A 16,263-nucleotide genomic window follows, 5' to 3' on the forward strand; every position below is an offset into this window, starting at 1 on the left:
CGACGAACGGAGACGCCTGCCCGCAGCCGTACGGCCGACGCGACCGCGGCGCCCCGTAAGGGGCGCGGGGAACCGCGCGCCGAGCCCCCACCGGGCCGCACGCGACGACCGGCCCTCACTCTCCCCGCACCTTGGCGACCTGCTGCCGCACCAGCGACCGCCCCGCCTCCGACACCCCGGACAGCGCCCCGGCGAACAGCTCCTCCACCCCGCCCCCGTCGGCCCCCACGCCCCCGCTGCTCACCGCGTACCCCTCCCGCACCGCGACCCGCAGCACACCCGCCGTGTCCACCGCCGCCGCCACGATGGTCGGGACCTCGCCGCCCGCCGGGTCGGCCACCTTCGTGTACGCCCCCGTCACCGGCTCCCGCCAGCGCAGCGCGAGCAGCACCGGCGACTTGGCCTGCACCTCGGCGAGGTCCACCTCGTACACCCCGTCCGCCGTGAGCACCTCGGCCCACGCGTCCAGCACCAGCGCCGCCGGCAGCAGGTCCCGCAGGGTGGACCCGGCGACGTTCCCGCCCACCGTCGCCGCCCGGCGCACCGCCCCCGTGCCGACGCCCTTCGCGGCCTGCCGCAGCACCTCCGGGACCCGGTCGTCCACCTGGTGGAGAAGGACGGCACCGCCGAGCGCCCCGTTCCCCAGCGCCGTCGCCTCCGGTACCTTCCGCAGGGACACCGCCTGTTCCGGGAAGCCGTCCCGCTGCCACGCGGCCCACACCAGGGTCGCTCCGCCGACCGGTATCGCCCCCTCGGCCAGGCAGGCGCGGGCCTCGGACACCGACGTGGGCAGTCGCAGCAGCACGGCTACCTGCTTTCTCTGCGGACAGGTGGCGTGGAGCGGACGCGGGCCCCCGGCCACGCGAGGGCGGTGACGGCCCGATCCTGCCCCGGCGTGCGGGAGCGCATGCAGGGCTCACGGCCGCACCGGGGGCGCCTTCCGCTGTGAAAAGGCCTACGGCGTTGTCGGCCCCGCGTCGTACGCTTGATAACGCGAGGCCGCCCTCAGCTACGCGGCCGTGACGAGGAGGAACCGCAGGCCTTCAGCGCCGGCCCATGACTCAGACACCCACAGCTCACACTCCCGCGCAGCAGCAGGCCCGAGCTCAGTTCGAGGTTCCCGCCCAGCACCCCATGGTCACCGTGCTGGGATCCGGCGACTCCCTGCTGCGCGTGATCGAGAAGGCCTTCCCGGCGGCCGACATCCATGTCCGGGGCAACGAGATCAGCGCGGTCGGCGACGCACGTGAAGTCGCCCTCATACAGCGCCTGTTCGACGAGATGATGCTGGTGCTCCGCACCGGGCAGCCGATGACGGAGGACGGAGTGGAACGCTCGATCGCCATGCTGCGGGCGAGCGAGAACGGGGAGGGCGCGGAGGAGACCCCGGCCCAGGTTCTGACGCAGAACATCCTGTCCTCGCGCGGCCGCACCATCCGCCCCAAGACCCTCAACCAGAAGCGGTACGTCGACGCGATCGACAAGCACACGATCGTCTTCGGCATCGGGCCCGCGGGCACCGGCAAGACCTACCTGGCCATGGCCAAGGCGGTGCAGGCCCTGCAGTCCAAGCAGGTCAACCGCATCATCCTGACCCGGCCCGCGGTCGAGGCGGGCGAGCGGCTCGGCTTCCTGCCGGGCACGCTCTACGAGAAGATCGACCCGTACCTGCGCCCGCTGTACGACGCGCTGCACGACATGCTCGACCCCGACTCGATCCCGCGGCTGATGGCGGCCGGGACCATCGAGGTCGCGCCGCTGGCGTACATGCGCGGCCGTACGCTCAACGACGCCTTCATCATCCTCGACGAGGCGCAGAACACCTCGCCCGAGCAGATGAAGATGTTCCTCACCCGGCTCGGCTTCGAGTCGAAGATCGTGATCACCGGTGACGTGACGCAGGTCGACCTGCCGAACGGCACCAAGTCCGGTCTGCGCCAGGTGCAGGACATCCTGGACGGCGTGGACGACGTGCACTTCTCCCGGCTGACGTCCCACGATGTCGTACGGCACAAGCTGGTGGGCCGTATCGTCGACGCGTACGAGAAGTACGACAGCACGCACGGCACCGAGAACGGCACGCACAAGGGCGGCCGTCCGAAGTCCGCGCACAAGGGGAAGTAGACAAGCACAGCGCCATGTCGATCGACGTCAACAACGAGTCCGGAACCGAGGTCGACGAGCAGGCGATCCTCGACATCGCCCGCTACGCGCTCGCACGGATGCGCATCCACCCGCTCTCCGAGCTCTCGGTGATCGTCGTGGACGCCGACGCCATGGAGCAGCTGCACATCCAGTGGATGGACCTGCCGGGTCCGACGGATGTCATGTCGTTCCCGATGGACGAGCTGCGGCCGCCGTCGAAGGACGAGGACGAGCCGCCGCAGGGGCTGCTCGGCGACATCGTGCTCTGCCCGGAGGTCGCCGCCAAGCAGGGGGCCGAGGCCGATACCCAGCACTCCATGGACGAGGAGCTCCAGCTGCTCACCGTCCATGGCGTGCTGCACCTGCTCGGCTACGACCACGAGGAGCCCGACGAGAAGGCCGAGATGTTCGGTCTGCAGGCGGCCATCGTGGACGGCTGGCGCGGGGAGCGGGGCCTGACCGGGCCCTCGCCGGCGCCGACCGTCTCGTAAGCGGGCAGCATGAGTCCGCAGATCGTCCTCGGCGCGATCGCGCTGGTCGTCGTCGCCTGGCTGGCCGCCTGCGCCGAGGCCGGCATCGCCCGCGTCTCCAGCTTCCGGGCCGAGGAGGCGGTGAAGTCGGGGCGGCGCGGCAGTGCCAAGCTCGCCGAACTCGCCGCCGACCCCACCCGCTACCTCAACGTGGCGCTGCTGGTCCGCGTCGCCTGCGAGATGGCGGCCGCGGCCCTGGTCACCTACGAGTGCCTCCAGGAGATCCCCGCCACCTGGCAGGCGCTGCTCGCCGCGATCGGCGTGATGGTCCTCGTGTCGTACGTCGCCATCGGCGTCTCCCCGCGCACCATCGGCCGCCAGCACCCGCTGAACACGGCGACGGCCGCCGCGTACGTGCTGCTGCCGCTGGCCCGCATCATGGGCCCGATCCCGTATCTGCTCATCCTCATCGGCAACGCGCTCACCCCCGGCAAGGGCTTCAGGCGCGGCCCGTTCGCCTCCGAGGCCGAACTGCGCGCGCTGGTCGACCTCGCCGAGAAGGAGTCGCTGATCGAGGACGACGAGCGCCGCATGGTGCATTCGGTCTTCGAACTCGGCGACACACTCGTCCGGGAGGTCATGGTCCCGCGCACCGACCTCGTCGTCATCGAGCGGTACAAGACGATCCGCCAGGCCCTCACCCTCGCCCTGCGCTCGGGTTTCTCGCGCATCCCCGTCACCGGGGAGAGCGAGGACGACATCGTCGGCATCGTGTATCTCAAGGACCTGGTCCGCAAGACCCACATCAGCCGGGAGTCCGAGTCCGACCTGGTCTCCACGGCGATGCGGCCCGCGTTCTTCGTGCCCGACACCAAGAACGCCGGCGACCTGCTGCGCGAGATGCAGAAGGAACGCAACCACGTCGCCGTCGTCATCGACGAGTACGGCGGCACGGCCGGGATCGTCACCATCGAGGACATCCTGGAGGAGATCGTCGGCGAGATCACCGACGAGTACGACCGTGAACTCCCGCCCGTCACCGACCTCGGCGACGACCGCTACCGGGTCACCGCCCGGCTCGACATCACCGACCTCGGCGAGCTGTACGGCCTGGAGGAGTACGACGACGAGGACGTGGAGACGGTCGGCGGCCTGCTCGCGAAGGCCCTCGGCAGGGTGCCGATCGCCGGCGCCTCCGCCCAGGTCGAACTCCCCGACGGCCGCAGGCTGGCCCTCACCGCCGAGTCGGCGGCCGGCCGCCGCAACAAGATCGTGACGGTACTGGTGGAGCCGGTGCCGGTGCCCGACGCCTCGGAGGACGACCCCGAGTGACCCCGGACCGGCTCCGCGCCTTCTGCCTCTCCTTCAACGCGGCCGAGGAGGACTTTCCCTTCAACCCGGACGTCTCGGTCTTCAAGGTGCTCGGCAAGATGTTCGCGCTGAGCTGGATGGACGCGAAGCCGCTCAAGGTCAACCTCAAGTGCGACCCCGACGACGCGGTGCGGCTCCGCACCGACCACGAGGGGCTGATCGCGCCGGGCTACCACATGAACAAGCGGCACTGGAACACCGTGACCGTGGACGGCGACCTCCCCGACCGGCTCGTGAAAGAGCTGATCGAGGACTCGTACGACCTCGTCGTCGCCGGCCTGCCGAGAGCGGAGCGGCTGCGGCTGGACCGGCCGTGAGCCGGGTTGACCGAGTCAAGCGTGGGGTTCGTATGCTCGGGGAATGACCGAGAGCAACGCGCTTGATGCCGAGGACCGCAAGATCGTCACCCTGGCCCGCTCGGCCCGGGCCCGCAACGGGGTGCCCGAGGGGGCGGCCGTACGGGACTCGACGGGCCGTACGTATGTGGCGGGGACCGTGGAGCTCGCCTCGCTGAAGCTGAGCGCGCTGCGGACGGCGGTGGCGATGGCGGTGGCGTCGGGGGCGGAGTCGTTGGAGGCGGCGGCGGTGGTTTCCGGGGCCGACGGGGTTTCGGCGGAGGATCTGGCGGCGGTGCGGGATCTTGGCGGGCCGGGGACGCCGGTGCTGCTCGCGGGGGCCGACGGGGAGGTGCGGCTCACTGTCCCTGCCTAGTCCTTCGCCCACCCGCCCGCCCGACTCGCTCCGCTGAGAAGCGAGGTCCTCTCTGACTCCGTCGGGGGAGGGGCGGGGGCTGGTTGACCGAGGGTGGCTCAGGGGTGTGGGCGAGTGCGGGCGCACGGGGGTTGCTCGTGCAGTTCCCCGCGCCCCTTCGGGGCGCCTGTGCTGGTCCCGCCCAAAGGGGCGCGGGGAACTGCGCGACCAGCCACACACCACCCGCACTCGCCCACACCCCTGAGCCACCCCTACCCGCCGCCCCCCGAGTCGGCCAGATTTCAACCTTGTAGGTCTGTGTCGCTCGCGCATCAATGGGACCGTAAGTTCCGACGGACCGTCAGATTCGGCCCCGCGGTGTGTCCGCACCCACCCGGACCGGGGTCGCCATCCCCACATGGCATTCCCACGCAACGGGAAGGGAGCCCGATCCCCATGAAACGAACAGCCACCGGTGCGGCACTCGCGGCGGGGGCCCTCGCCGCCACGGCGCTGGCCTTCGCGCCCTCGGCCGCCGCCGTCACCCCGACCACCGCCACCGTCACCGCCGCCTGCGGCATCTTCGGCGGCGGCTCGGCCACGCTCACCGCGACCCAGAGCGGCACCTCGTCCACCGTCACCCTCACCTCCAGCGCGATCACCGCACCGCTCGCCCTGTCGGCGAACTCGATCACCTCCACGCTCACCCTGGCCAACTCCACCGGCAGCTCGCGCGTGTTCAGCGGGACCGTGAACCCGGCCATGGCCACCGGCGCCCCGGTCACCGTCGGCCCGCTCCCCGGCACCGTGGCCTCCGGCGACAGCCTCGACTTCCACGGCGGCTCGCTGAAGATGGTCATCTTCGGCATCACCGTCACCTGTACATCGAGCGCCGCCCAGTCGCCCGGACCGTTCGTCATGGACTGAGCCCGCTGAGGGCTTCGTTCCGGATGCCGCAGAAGCTGATGAACCGTCAGGTTTTCTGCGGCATCTCCATTGACTTCTCACGCGGCCTCCACATCAATGGCCCCCTGTCGGCGCAGAGGAGCCGCTGCGCCCGCAACCCTCAGGAGGGGGGCACACATGGGTTCACCCCCACGATCACGAAGATCTCGACGGTGGCGCTGGATCTCACTGTTCGGGGCGACCGCGCTCGCGGTCACGGCGGGTGGCGCGCTGGCCTGTCCGGCCGGTGCCGCCGGGACGAACGTCGACTTCGCCACGCACTGCATCCCGCCCGCCGTCGCGGGCCTCCCGCCGATCGACGGCACCACCGCCGCCGCCGTCTCGGTGGACAACACCAGCCCCAAGGTCGGCGACACGGTCACCGTGACCTACACCGTGGTCACGCCCGCCGCCAACAACCCCACCGCCCTCGCCCTGCCGGCCGACATCATGACGCCGACGGGGAAGGTGACGCTGGGCGGCGCGCAGACCGGGGACGTGACGGTGACCGGGCCGAAGAAGAACGATCCGGTGCCGGGGTACGGGACCTTCCCGTCGTTCTCCATGACGGGCACGTTCACCGTGACCTCGCCGGGTGCCATCACCCTCTCGCCCGGTGACTACAACATCCACACCAGCTACATACTGGAGCTGGACACCCCGTGCACGGTCACCAACCCGCCCGCCCCGGTGTCGGAGACCGTCACGGCGACCTCGACCACTCCGGTCAACAACCGTGCCATCAGTCTGGGTTCGGCCTCCGGGAATCCCGGTGACAGCGTGACCGTCAGCGGGCGGAACTTCACGCCGGGGGCCACCGTGACCCTTGCCGGGCGGTCCGGGAGCAGCCAGACCGCCGACAGGGCGACGGCCACCGCGGGCTCCGACGGTTCCTTCAGCGCGCCTCTCGTCGTCAACGACAGGACGACGACCGGGATCGTGGCGTACGAGGGGAGCGCGTGGAGCGACGGCACGGGGGCGGGACCCGCCGCCTACGTCGTCAACGACACCACGCCGGTGCCGCCCGGCAGCCAGAAGCTGACCACCACCGTCAAGGCGGGGACCCTGTCCATGTCCCAGGCCGGGGACTCCGTCGCGCTGTCGGCGGTCGACTTCGGGCAGGGCGGGGCGTCCACGGGCAGCCTGCAGACCGTCACCGTCAAGGACTTCCGTGGCGGGCCGGCCGGCTGGTCGCTCACCGGCAAGGTCACCGACTTCACCGGTCCCGGCGCCAAGATCGACGCCGGGAAGCTGAGCTGGACGCCGGCCTGCGCGACCAAGGCGGGCAGCCCCAGCACCTGTGCGGCCGGTTCGGCGGGCACCGTCGGCAGCTCCGGGGCGACCCTCGCCTCGACGCCGGACTCCACGCTCACCGGCGGTGAGTTCACGGTCGACGCCGGACTCTCCCTGGCCGTACCGGCGTTCACGCCCCCGGGATCGTACTCCGGGGTCCTGACCCTGACGCTCACCTGAGCCGACTCGGTCACCTCCCTTGCGGCGACCGGGCTTTCGAGTGCCGAGAGACCCGGTCGCCCGTCCGTCCCGCTTCCGACCGGGGGTCCGCACCCATGCGTCGCGTCAAGCCGTATGTCCTCCTCCTGAGCCTGATCCTCGGCGTCCTGTGCACGGCGGGTCCCGCGCGCGCCGCCGACAACGGAAGCTGGTCCGTCTACCCGGTCGCCTCGAAGATCGCGGCGCGGCCGTACTTCTACCTCTCCCTCGACCCCGGGCAGACGATCACCGACAAGGTGGCCGTCGCCAACAAGACCGGCGAGCCGCTGGCCTTCCGGCTGTACGCGGCCGACGCCTACAACACCGCGCGGGACGGCGGCTTCGCCGTCCGGACGGTGAAGGAGAGGATGCGGGGCGTGGGGGCCTGGGCCCGGATCGGGAAGGCGCGGGTCACCGTGCCGGCGCACGGGACGGTCACCGTGCCCTTCACGCTGCGGGTGCCGAAGGGCGCCGAGCCGGGTGACCATCCCGGCGCGATCGTCGCGCTGGACGAGAAGGTCGATCCGGGGTCCGGGTCCCTGGCGCTCGGCGTGCAGCGGGCGGTCGGCGCCCGGGTCTACCTGCGGGTGAGCGGGCCGACGCTCCCGGCCCTCGCCGTCGAGAACGTGCACATCAGCCACCACCAGCCGCTCGTGCCCGGCCTCGGAGCCGGCACGGCGACCATCTCCTACACCCTGCACAACACCGGGAACGTCACCCTGGACCCGAAGGTGCGGCTGCGTGCCGAGGGTCTGTTCGGCCGGACGCTGCTCAGCCGCGACCTCACCGGGGTCCCCTCCGAACTGCTGCCGGGGGAGCGGGTCGCGCTCACCGCGCGCTGGCGGGGCGCACCGCAGTTCGACCGGGGGAAGGTGACGCTGACGGCCAGCGCGACCGGCACCAGGGAGTCGGCGAGCGCGTCGTTTCTCGCGCTGCCGTGGCTGGTGCTGGCGGTGGTGTTCGCCGCCGGGGCGACGGCCGGCGCGCTGTTCGCCCGGTCGCGGCGCAGGGGCCGCAGGCCGTTCGCCGGGTGGTTCAGAGGGCGTCGGGGCCGCGTTCGCCGGTCCGCACCCGTACGACCGTCTCCACCGGCAGCGCCCACACCTTCCCGTCCCCGATCTTCCCCGTCTGCGCGGCCTTGACGATCGCCTCGATCGCGGGCTCGGCGTCGGCGTCCTCGACGACGACCTCGATCCGGACCTTGGGGACCAGGTCGACGCGGTACTCGGCGCCCCGGTAGACCTCGGTGTGGCCGTGCTGCCGCCCGTAGCCGCTGGCCTCGGTCACGGTCAGGCCGTGCACGCCGAGTTCCTGGAGCGCGGTCTTCACCGCGTCGAGGCGGTAGGGCTTCACGATCGCGGTGATGAGCTTCATGGCTTGCTGTCGACCTTCTGGGCGGTTGGGAGGACGGAGTGGGCGACCGGGGCGCCGTGCCCCAGGACCCCGTGATCGTAAGCGGTCTCGGCGTGCACCGTAAGGTCCAGGCCGGTGTGCTCCTGGTCCTCGGCCGCCCGGAAGCCCATCGTCTTGTCGAGCAGCTTGCCGATGCCGTACGTCACGGCGAACGCGTACGCCGCGACGGCCACGACCGCCACCGCCTGCCGGCCGAGCTGGGCGGGTCCGCCGCCGTAGAAGAGGCCCTCGGCGCCGCCGGTCATGGCCCTCTCGGCGAACAGGCCGATCAGCAGGGTGCCGATGATTCCGCCGACCAGGTGAACGCCGACGACGTCGAGGGAGTCGTCGTAGTCCAGCCTGAACTTCCAGCCCACCGCGTACGAGCAGACCACGCCCGCGGCGAGGCCGACGACGAGGGCACCCAGCAGGGAGACCGAGCCGCAGGACGGGGTGATGGCGACCAGGCCGGCGACCGCGCCGGAGGCCGCGCCCAGGGTGGTGGGGTGGCCGTCGCGCTTCTGCTCGACGAAGAGCCAGCCCAGCAGGCCGGTGCAGCCGGCGGCCAGGGTGTTCAGGAAGACGGCGGCGGCCAGGCCGTTGGCGCCGAGCGCGCTGCCCGCGTTGAAGCCGAACCAGCCGAACCAGAGCAGACCGGCGCCCAGGACCACCATCGGCAGGTTGTGCGGCCGCATGGCGTCCTTCTTGAAGCCGAGCCGCGGGCCGAGCACCAGGCAGAGGGCGAGACCGGAGGCGCCGGAGGTGATCTCGACGGGCAGGCCGCCGGCGAAGTCGAGGGCGCCGAGGTGGTGCGCGATCCAGCCACCGGGCCCCCACACCCAGTGCGCGACCGGAACGTATACGAGCAGCGCCCAGACCGGCACGAAGACCAGCCAGGCCCCGAATTTCGCCCGGTCCGCGATCGCGCCGCTGATCAGCGCGGCCGTGATGATCGCGAAGGTGAGCTGGAAGGTGGCGAAGAGGAGGGTGGGGACGGTGCCCTGCACGCTGTCCGGGCCGAGGCCGCTCATGCCCGCGTGGGCGAGGTCGCCGAGGAGTCCGGCCCCGAGGTCGTCGCCGAAGGCGAGCGAGTAGCCGCCCGCCAGCCACACCACCGTCACCAGGGCGATCGACACGAAGCTCATCATCAGCATGTTGAGGACGCTCTTCGTGCGGACCATGCCGCCGTAGAACAGGGCCAGCCCCGGCGTCATCAGCAGGACCAGGGCGGTCGCGGCGAGCAGCCAGGCGGTGTCACCGGTGTCGGCGTGCGCGGCGGCGAGGTACACGGGCGTCTCCAACGTCGGTCGGGGCTCGTCAGAGGGTCACCGGTCCTGGTTTCCGGTTGCGTACGGCTGTGTTTCCGTGACGTTTCGTTGCGTCGGGGTTACCGAAATCTCACGGTGCGGCGGGGCCTCGTGGATCAGGGAGAATGGGGCCCATGAGCGTTCGCAGCCAGTCAACCGAGCCGTCGGAATCGTCGGAGGCCGTCCACCGGGCGGGCTTCGCCTGTTTCGTGGGCCGCCCCAACGCGGGCAAGTCCACCCTCACGAACGCTCTGGTCGGGCAGAAGGTCGCGATCACCGCGAACCAGCCGCAGACGACGCGGCACACGGTACGCGGCATCGTGCACCGCGACGACGCCCAGCTGATCCTGGTCGACACCCCCGGCCTGCACAAACCGCGCACCCTGCTCGGCGAGCGCCTCAACGACGTGGTCCGCACCACCTGGGCCGAGGTGGACGTGATCGGGTTCTGTCTCCCGGCGAACGAGAAGATCGGCCCCGGTGACCGTTTCATCGCCAAGGAACTGGCCGGGATCCGCAAGACCCCGAAGGTCGCGATCGTCACCAAGACCGACCTGGTCGACTCCAAGACCCTTGCCGAGCAACTGATCGCCATCGACCAGCTCGGCACGGAGCTGGGCTTCGAGTGGGCCGAGATCGTGCCGGTCTCGGCGGTCGGCGACAAGCAGGTGAAGCTCCTGGCCGACCTCCTCGTCCCGCTCCTCCCCGAGGGCCCGGCGCTCTACCCCGAGGGCGACCTCACCGACGAGCCCGAGCAGGTCATGATCGCCGAGCTGATCCGCGAGGCGGCCCTGGAGGGCGTCCGCGACGAGCTGCCGCACTCCATCGCCGTCGTCGTCGAGGAGATGCTCCCGCGCGAGGACCGCCCCGCCGACAAGCCCCTCCTGGACATCCACGCCAACCTCTTCATCGAGCGCCCCAGCCAGAAGGGCATCATCATCGGCCCCAAGGGCAAGCGCCTGAAGGAGGTCGGCATCAAGAGCCGCAAGCAGATCGAGGCGCTGCTCGGCACGCCGGTCTTCCTCGACCTGCACGTGAAGGTCGCCAAGGACTGGCAGCGGGACCCCAAGCAGCTGCGGCGCCTGGGGTTCTGAGGGCGGCTGCGACCGGGAGGTCCGCGGTCCGGGCGTTCACGACTCCCAGAACGGGGCGCCGACCCGGATGCGGATCTGCCGGTCACGGTCCACATGCATGGCGACGGTCCCCGCCACGGTCTCCCCGACCTCGGGGAGCGGCACGGGCGGGGCCTCCGGGGCGTTGATGGTGCCGTCGGGGTTGTACGACAGCAGGTCGACGAAGCCGTTGACGCCCGGGGCGTCGTCGAGGTCGAGGAAGACCCCGAACGGAAAACGGTCCTTCACCTTCCCGCGTGCGGCGCTCCCCACGGGGTACCGCCTCTTCGCTGCTTCCCACGTTTCCTCGCCGCTCACGTGCGCCGCGTCCCGGATCGTCGCTCAGTCGTCCCAAGGGGTGCGCAGCGGCTTGCGGCGCCAGCGGTCGGGGAGCCGCGCGTGCTCCTTCGTCGGCCGGACCCAGGGGCGCAGGGACCCCTCCGGGTCGGGGACGCTCGCCGCCTCGAAGCGGGCGTCCAGCGAGGCCAGCAGCGTGCCGAGGGCCCCTTCACGCGCCGCCGCGGGCAGGGCGTCCATCACCTCGTCCAGGCTGTCCCGAGAGTCGAGGTCGTTGCCGTAGGCGCTGATCGGATAGAAGTCGTCGCCGCCCGGACGCCCGGTCTCCATCCTTCCCACCAGGCGCTCCCAGGACGCGAAGCGGTCCGCGACCGAGTAGACGGGCCGCGTGATCCGCTCCCGCAGATGCGGCGCCACCCGTGCCCGCTCCACCTCCAACCGCCGCGCGTCGACATCCGCGACCGCCTCCAGCACCGGCCGGGGCAGCACCTCCCACACGGCCCTGCTCTCGGGAGCGCCCCAGAACACGTCACCCACGGTCCACTTGCTCCTTTACTCCTTCAGCTGCTTCAGGAAGTACTCATAGCCGTCGTCCGGCTGCATGAACGTGCCCTTGTCGCCCTCGCGGATCAGCATCGTCCCGGTGGCATCGTCCCACCAGGCGAAGCGGGGGACGCCCGAGGGAGTGCTGCGCATCCGCAGCCCCGGGGAGCCGATCATCATGTCCTCCAGGTGCTCCGGCACGTCCAGGTCGTCCACGCCCGGAATGCCCCGCTTCTTGATGTCGCCGTGCGCCGCGATCTTGTCCGCGATCAGCGGGAGGTTGCCGGCCTGGCTCGCCGGGTCCGGCTTCCCGATCTCGTAGAGGCCGAACGGGTCCGCGGAGAGCAGCGGGTCGAGGACGTACAGGAACGGGTTGGGCGACGGACCGAGCCCGAGCGGGTCGGGGGAGAGGTAACGCGCCGTCTCGGGGTCGTAGTAGCGGTGGAAGTTGTAGTGCAGGCCGCTCTCGGGGTCGTAGTACTGCCCCGGGAAGCGCAGCGCCGTGTACGCGCTGCTGCCACCGTCCCACGAGGTGACTCCCCAGAGCGTGCTGCGGGCCTGCCAGGCGAGCCTGCCGTCCTCGTCGACGAGTTCGGTGGGAGCGCCCACCAGGTCGGTGACGATGGCGAAGAACCGCGCGTCGATCTCCTCGTGCGAGGCGGTGAGCAGACGCTCCGACTGGCTGATCGGGCGCACCCCGTCGTGTTCCCAGGCGACCGCCACGGCGTGCGGCCGCGATCCGTCGGCGGTGAGCTGTTCGCAGAGCGTGGTGCCGTCCCAGGTGAAGTCGGTCCGTTCCACCACCGTGGTCCCGTCCGAGCCCAGCCGCTCCTTGGCGATCCGGCGCCCCATCGGGTCGTACCGGTAGCGCCACAGGGTGCCGTCGGGCGTGCGGACGGACGTCAGACGGTCCTCGGCGTCCCACGCGTACGTCCAGCTCTCCGGCTTGCGGGACAGGCGTGTGCGGTGCCGCCGGACCAGCCGGCCCTGCTCGTCGTACCGGTACCGGGTGGCGCCCGCGCGCACCAGCCGGGTGCCCTGGCCCTCCCGCGGACCCACGGCCGCCCCGTCGGAACGCCCGACCGGCCAGTCGGCGGCCGTCTGGCCCCCGTCCGGGCCGTAGACGTACGACTCCGTCCAGTCCTCCGCCCGCACGGCGGTGGTGCGCCCGGCCGCGTCAAGCTCGAAGGTCCGCGTCGGTTCGTCCGGTCCGTCGATCCCGATGAGGTGCCCGTCGGCACGGTAGCGGTACGAACGGTCGCGTACCGTGCGCCCGTCACCTGTGACCACCGACTGCGCGGTGACCCGGCCGACGCTGTCGTACGCCCGCGTCAGCGACAGCGCGTCGTCCACGCCGACGGACAGCAACTGCCCTGCGGCGTCGCGGGTGCAGGACAGGGTCCGGCCCGCCGTGCGGGTGCCGGCCCGCTCGCCGCGGCCGTCGTACGTCCAGGCGCTGGTCGCTCCCGCGGGGGTGGTACGGCTCAGTGGCCGGCCCGCGGCGTCGTAGGTGAACGTGGTGGTCCGGTCGTTGACCGTCTCCGACACCACCTGCCCCGCCGGGTCCCGCAGCAGGGTCACGGCCGCGTCGGGGCCGTCGGCGTGGACCAGTCGGTCGTTGAGGTCGTAGAGGTAGCTGCTGACCCTGCCGTTCGCGTCCTTGCCGACCATGCGCCCGAACGCGTCCCGGGCGATGCGGACCTCTTCGCCGAGGGCGTTGACGCGCAGCACGACCCGGCCGGCGGCGTCATGGCCGTAGCTCTGGGTGCGGCCGTCGAAGTCGGTCTCGGCGACGAGCCGTCCCGCGAGGTCGTACGCGTAGGTCCAGCGCCGTCCGTCCGGGCGGCTCACGCCGGTCAGCCGCAGCGAGGCGTCGTAGTCGAAGACGTGGCGGACACCGTCGGGCGAGGTGCGCCGCCAGCAGGTTGAAGTGGGTGTACTCGAACCGGGTCACCGCGCCGGCGGCGTCGGTGTGGCTGGTCCGGTTGCCCTCACCGTCATAGGTCCACTCCTCGGCCGCGCCGTCCGGGGCGGTCCGGCGCAGCAGTTCGCCGTCCGCGCCCCATTCCATCCGGGTCGTGCGCCCGAGGGGATCGGTGACCGCGGTGACGCGGCCGAAGGCGTCGTGGACGAACCGCGTGACCCCGCCCAGCGGGTCGGTGACGTGCTCGGCACGTCCGGCCGCGTCGCACCGGACCCGGGTCACCAGCCTCGTCGGGTCGGTGACCGAGGACAGGTGTCCCGCGTCGTCGTAGGTGTAATGCCGGGTGGCGCCTCCGGGCGCGGTGATCTCGACGCAATTGCCCCGGGAGTCGTACGCGCGACGCGTCACCTGCCCGTCCGGGCGGGTCAGCTCGACGGGCCCGCCCGCCTCGCCGTACGCGAGGCGGACCGTCGTGCCGTCCGGGCGGACGGCGCTCAGCAGGCGGCCGTCGCCGTCGTAGGCACGCACGGTGGTGTGCCCCGACTCGTCGGTCCAGGAGCGGAGCCGGTGGTGCTCGTCCCAGGTGCTGCGGGTGGTCCCGCCGAGCGGGTCGACCTCCGCGACGACCCGGCAGCCGTCGTCGACCACGTACGTGCTGACGGCGCCCTCGGCGGTGGTCACGGTGGTGATCCGGGCGCCGGGCCAGGCCGGGTCGGTGCCGTCGTACTCCAGGGTCAGGGTGAGGTGGCCGGCCTCGCCGCCCTCCGCCACACAGCGGTCGGCCGCGTCGTACGTGTAGGCGTAGCCGCGTCCGTTGCGGTCGGTCCAGGAGGTGATGCGGTGCCGGTCGTCGTAGGTCAGCCGCATGGCCCGGCCCGAGGCGTTGGCGACCGCCGTGAGACAGCCGTCCGTGTAGGAGTACGTGCGCAGCAGGGCGTCCGTGCCGTCCTGGCCCGCGCCGACCAGGTGCAGGGCGGTGACGCGCCCTTCGTCGACCGTGAGCCGGAGGTGGTAGCCGCCGGAGTGCCGCAGGGCGAGCGGGGTGCCGTCGTCCGCGTGGTCGACGTCGACGGCGTCGCCGTTGCGGTCGGAGATCCGCTGCAGGAGGGCGATGCCGTCCCTGGGCTGGCCGAAGCGGCGGGCCACGCCGGTCTGCGGATCCTCGACGCGGTAGCCGCCGTCGTCGAGCCGGGTCAGCCGGAGCCGGGGACCGGCCGCGGGCAGCACCGGGGCGTGTGGCGCCACCGGGTGCGGGAAGCCGAGGAGCAGTCCGTCCTCGGTGACGAACACGATCCCGTCCTCGTCGACTTCGAGCCGCTGATCGATGGTGGAGGCCCAGCTCGGGCCGAACCACCAGCCGCAGCGGTAGTCCGAGGCGGCCCGACGGGTGAAGACGAGCGGCAGGCTGCCGGGCAGCGTGACATCGGTCTCCGGCAGGAACATCGTGCCGGTGGCCCAGTCGATCGGGTCGCTGCCCTTCGAACGGATCGCGCTCTTCAGCCGGTTGTAGGCGCCCTTGGCACCGTCCTCCAGCATGCCGCGGGCGTTCTTGCCCAGGCCGCGGACGGCGAGGCTCATGGCCTTCATGCCGCCGCGGAGGTTCTTCATCTCCTTCAGCCCCTTGGCGATCTTGCCGAGGCTGGTGATGCCCTTGCCGCCGGGTATGCAGTCCAGCGCGGCGAACGCGACGTCCCACAGCGAGGCTTGGCCCTTGGAGTATTTGTAGAGCGTGTCCGCGAGCACCACGAGCGCGGCCACCAGCACGATGGCACCGAGGATGGGCCCGCCGATGATCATCGCGATGATCCCGACGACCGCCACAACCACCTTGCAGACGGTGACGATGGTGTCCCAGTTGTCCTCGAACCAGTGCCCCACGTCCTGCCACCAGTGCCGGTTCGGTATCCCCGCGTCCGAGGCCTCGTCGATCTTCCGCTTCGCCTCACCCGCCGCGTCGTCACGCATCTTCCGCGCGTCCTCGGCCATCTTCTTCGCGGCGTCCAGGGCGTTCTGCGCGCTGGTGACGTCCGACTGGGCCTGAGTATGGGCGGACTTGGCGCTCTGCACGTCCCGGGTGGCGGCCCGCACCTTGCCCTCGTCCGGCTTGTCGGCGTCCGACTTGCTGCCGGTGGGATCGTCCTTGTACTTGTCGGCTTCCTTCGTGGCCCGGGTCACCCACGAATCGGCCGACGACAGACGGGACTTGGCCGACGACAGGTCCGACTGCGCCTCCTTCGCCTTGACCAGGGCCCTGTCGGCAAGCGCCTGCGCCCGCTCCAGCTTCGGCCAGTAGTCCGCAAGCGCATCGCCGCACATCTCGTACGACTTCTTCAGCTTCTTCAGGTTCTTCGGAACGTCCTTGAACTGCTCCTTGAACACCTCCGCCGACTTGCCCGCCCACTGCAGGAGCGTGTCCTCACCGGCCATGCCCTTGACCAGACGCAGCGCTTCGGAGACGTCGTCGGCGAAGGTGTGCAGCTGTGCGGCGAGGGTGCGGACGCGCTGCGGGGCACCGGGTGTCGGGTCCCTGTCGAGGTCGAGTGGATGCCAGTCCGCCGGTCGGTACCCCGCCATGA

At 71.5% G+C, this 16,263-nt stretch carries 16 protein-coding genes; 9 read left to right on the plus strand and 7 right to left on the minus strand.

Features of this window, described 5'->3' with window-relative positions; all coding sequences use genetic code 11:
* Positions 1 to 115: 115 nt before the first annotated feature.
* Entirely contained in the window at positions 116 to 805 is a 690-nt protein-coding gene (locus tag BLW82_RS28915) for an FAD binding domain-containing protein (RefSeq protein WP_093503176.1), read from the minus strand.
* A 251-nt stretch (positions 806 to 1,056) separates the two neighbouring features.
* On the opposite strand from BLW82_RS28915, the gene BLW82_RS28920 reads away from it, so the two are divergent.
* From BLW82_RS28920 to BLW82_RS28955, 8 genes are all read left to right on the plus strand, one after another.
* On the plus strand, positions 1,057 to 2,124 hold the full coding sequence (locus BLW82_RS28920) for a PhoH family protein (protein ID WP_093503178.1): 1,068 nt from the start codon (positions 1,057 to 1,059) through the stop codon (positions 2,122 to 2,124).
* A 14-nt stretch (positions 2,125 to 2,138) separates the two neighbouring features.
* Entirely contained in the window at positions 2,139 to 2,636 is a 498-nt protein-coding gene (ybeY, locus tag BLW82_RS28925; protein WP_093503180.1) for an rRNA maturation RNase YbeY, read from the plus strand.
* Between the two features lie 9 nt (positions 2,637 to 2,645).
* Complete coding sequence (locus tag BLW82_RS28930) at positions 2,646 to 3,947, plus strand: hemolysin family protein (protein ID WP_093503182.1); 1,302 nt, start codon at positions 2,646 to 2,648, stop codon at positions 3,945 to 3,947.
* Positions 3,944 to 4,303, plus strand: coding sequence for an MmcQ/YjbR family DNA-binding protein (locus BLW82_RS28935; RefSeq protein WP_093503184.1), 360 nt, complete (start codon positions 3,944 to 3,946; stop codon positions 4,301 to 4,303). The genes BLW82_RS28930 and BLW82_RS28935 overlap by 4 nt, the downstream gene beginning before the upstream one ends.
* 43 nt (positions 4,304 to 4,346) lie before the next feature.
* Complete coding sequence (locus BLW82_RS28940) at positions 4,347 to 4,697, plus strand: cytidine/deoxycytidylate deaminase family protein (RefSeq protein ID WP_093503186.1); 351 nt, start codon at positions 4,347 to 4,349, stop codon at positions 4,695 to 4,697.
* A 435-nt stretch (positions 4,698 to 5,132) separates the two neighbouring features.
* Positions 5,133 to 5,603 carry a hypothetical protein gene (locus BLW82_RS28945; RefSeq protein WP_093503188.1) on the plus strand — a complete coding sequence of 157 codons (471 nt, stop codon included), beginning with the start codon at positions 5,133 to 5,135 and terminating at the stop codon, positions 5,601 to 5,603.
* A 156-nt stretch (positions 5,604 to 5,759) separates the two neighbouring features.
* Entirely contained in the window at positions 5,760 to 7,094 is a 1,335-nt protein-coding gene (locus BLW82_RS28950) for a beta-xylosidase (protein ID WP_177233103.1), read from the plus strand.
* Between the two features lie 95 nt (positions 7,095 to 7,189).
* The gene (locus tag BLW82_RS28955) at positions 7,190 to 8,254 is read left to right on the plus strand and encodes a DUF7507 domain-containing protein (RefSeq protein ID WP_093503190.1); all 1,065 of its coding nucleotides are present in this window, start codon (positions 7,190 to 7,192) and stop codon (positions 8,252 to 8,254) included.
* On the opposite strand, the gene BLW82_RS28960 is transcribed toward BLW82_RS28955, so the two are convergent.
* Both BLW82_RS28960 and BLW82_RS28965 read right to left on the minus strand, forming a co-directional pair.
* A complete protein-coding gene (locus BLW82_RS28960) occupies positions 8,148 to 8,486 on the minus strand; it encodes a P-II family nitrogen regulator (RefSeq protein ID WP_093503192.1) in 339 nt (112 codons plus the stop codon). The genes BLW82_RS28955 and BLW82_RS28960 overlap by 107 nt on opposite strands.
* Positions 8,483 to 9,793 (minus strand): ammonium transporter, encoded by a 1,311-nt coding sequence (locus BLW82_RS28965; RefSeq protein ID WP_093508345.1) that lies wholly within the window; start codon positions 9,791 to 9,793, stop codon positions 8,483 to 8,485. The genes BLW82_RS28960 and BLW82_RS28965 overlap by 4 nt, the downstream gene beginning before the upstream one ends.
* 143 nt (positions 9,794 to 9,936) lie before the next feature.
* Between BLW82_RS28965 and era the strand changes: the two genes are divergently transcribed.
* A complete protein-coding gene (gene era / locus BLW82_RS28970; protein ID WP_093503194.1) occupies positions 9,937 to 10,905 on the plus strand; it encodes a GTPase Era in 969 nt (322 codons plus the stop codon).
* A gap of 36 nt (positions 10,906 to 10,941) precedes the next feature.
* On the opposite strand, the gene BLW82_RS28975 is transcribed toward era, so the two are convergent.
* The 4 genes from BLW82_RS28975 to BLW82_RS45700 form a co-directional block, all read right to left on the minus strand.
* Positions 10,942 to 11,196, minus strand: coding sequence for a hypothetical protein (locus BLW82_RS28975; protein WP_093503196.1), 255 nt, complete (start codon positions 11,194 to 11,196; stop codon positions 10,942 to 10,944).
* A 69-nt stretch (positions 11,197 to 11,265) separates the two neighbouring features.
* A complete protein-coding gene (locus BLW82_RS28980) occupies positions 11,266 to 11,757 on the minus strand; it encodes a hypothetical protein (RefSeq protein ID WP_093503198.1) in 492 nt (163 codons plus the stop codon).
* A gap of 15 nt (positions 11,758 to 11,772) precedes the next feature.
* The gene (locus tag BLW82_RS45695) at positions 11,773 to 13,614 is read right to left on the minus strand and encodes an RHS repeat-associated core domain-containing protein (protein ID WP_256215997.1); all 1,842 of its coding nucleotides are present in this window, start codon (positions 13,612 to 13,614) and stop codon (positions 11,773 to 11,775) included.
* The gene (locus BLW82_RS45700) at positions 13,511 to 16,261 is read right to left on the minus strand and encodes a DUF6531 domain-containing protein (protein ID WP_256215998.1); all 2,751 of its coding nucleotides are present in this window, start codon (positions 16,259 to 16,261) and stop codon (positions 13,511 to 13,513) included. The genes BLW82_RS45695 and BLW82_RS45700 overlap by 104 nt, the downstream gene beginning before the upstream one ends.
* Positions 16,262 to 16,263: the final 2 nt, after the last annotated feature.

Source organism: Streptomyces sp. Ag109_O5-10 (assembly GCF_900105755.1).
Lineage (GTDB): Bacteria > Actinomycetota > Actinomycetes > Streptomycetales > Streptomycetaceae > Streptomyces.

Coding starts and splice junctions, on each gene's coding strand:
- era (WP_093503194.1), top strand. CDS start 9,937: ATGGGGCCCATGAGCGTTCGCAGCCAGTCAACCGAGCCGTCGGAATCG.
- BLW82_RS28945 (WP_093503188.1), top strand. CDS start 5,133: ATGAAACGAACAGCCACCGGTGCGGCACTCGCGGCGGGGGCCCTCGCC.
- ybeY (WP_093503180.1), top strand. CDS start 2,139: ATGTCGATCGACGTCAACAACGAGTCCGGAACCGAGGTCGACGAGCAG.
- BLW82_RS45700 (WP_256215998.1), bottom strand. CDS start 16,261: ATGGCGGGGTACCGACCGGCGGACTGGCATCCACTCGACCTCGACAGG.
- BLW82_RS28950 (WP_177233103.1), top strand. CDS start 5,760: ATGGGTTCACCCCCACGATCACGAAGATCTCGACGGTGGCGCTGGATC.
- BLW82_RS28930 (WP_093503182.1), top strand. CDS start 2,646: ATGAGTCCGCAGATCGTCCTCGGCGCGATCGCGCTGGTCGTCGTCGCC.
- BLW82_RS28960 (WP_093503192.1), bottom strand. CDS start 8,486: ATGAAGCTCATCACCGCGATCGTGAAGCCCTACCGCCTCGACGCGGTG.
- BLW82_RS28920 (WP_093503178.1), top strand. CDS start 1,057: ATGACTCAGACACCCACAGCTCACACTCCCGCGCAGCAGCAGGCCCGA.
- BLW82_RS28940 (WP_093503186.1), top strand. CDS start 4,347: ATGACCGAGAGCAACGCGCTTGATGCCGAGGACCGCAAGATCGTCACC.
- BLW82_RS28955 (WP_093503190.1), top strand. CDS start 7,190: ATGCGTCGCGTCAAGCCGTATGTCCTCCTCCTGAGCCTGATCCTCGGC.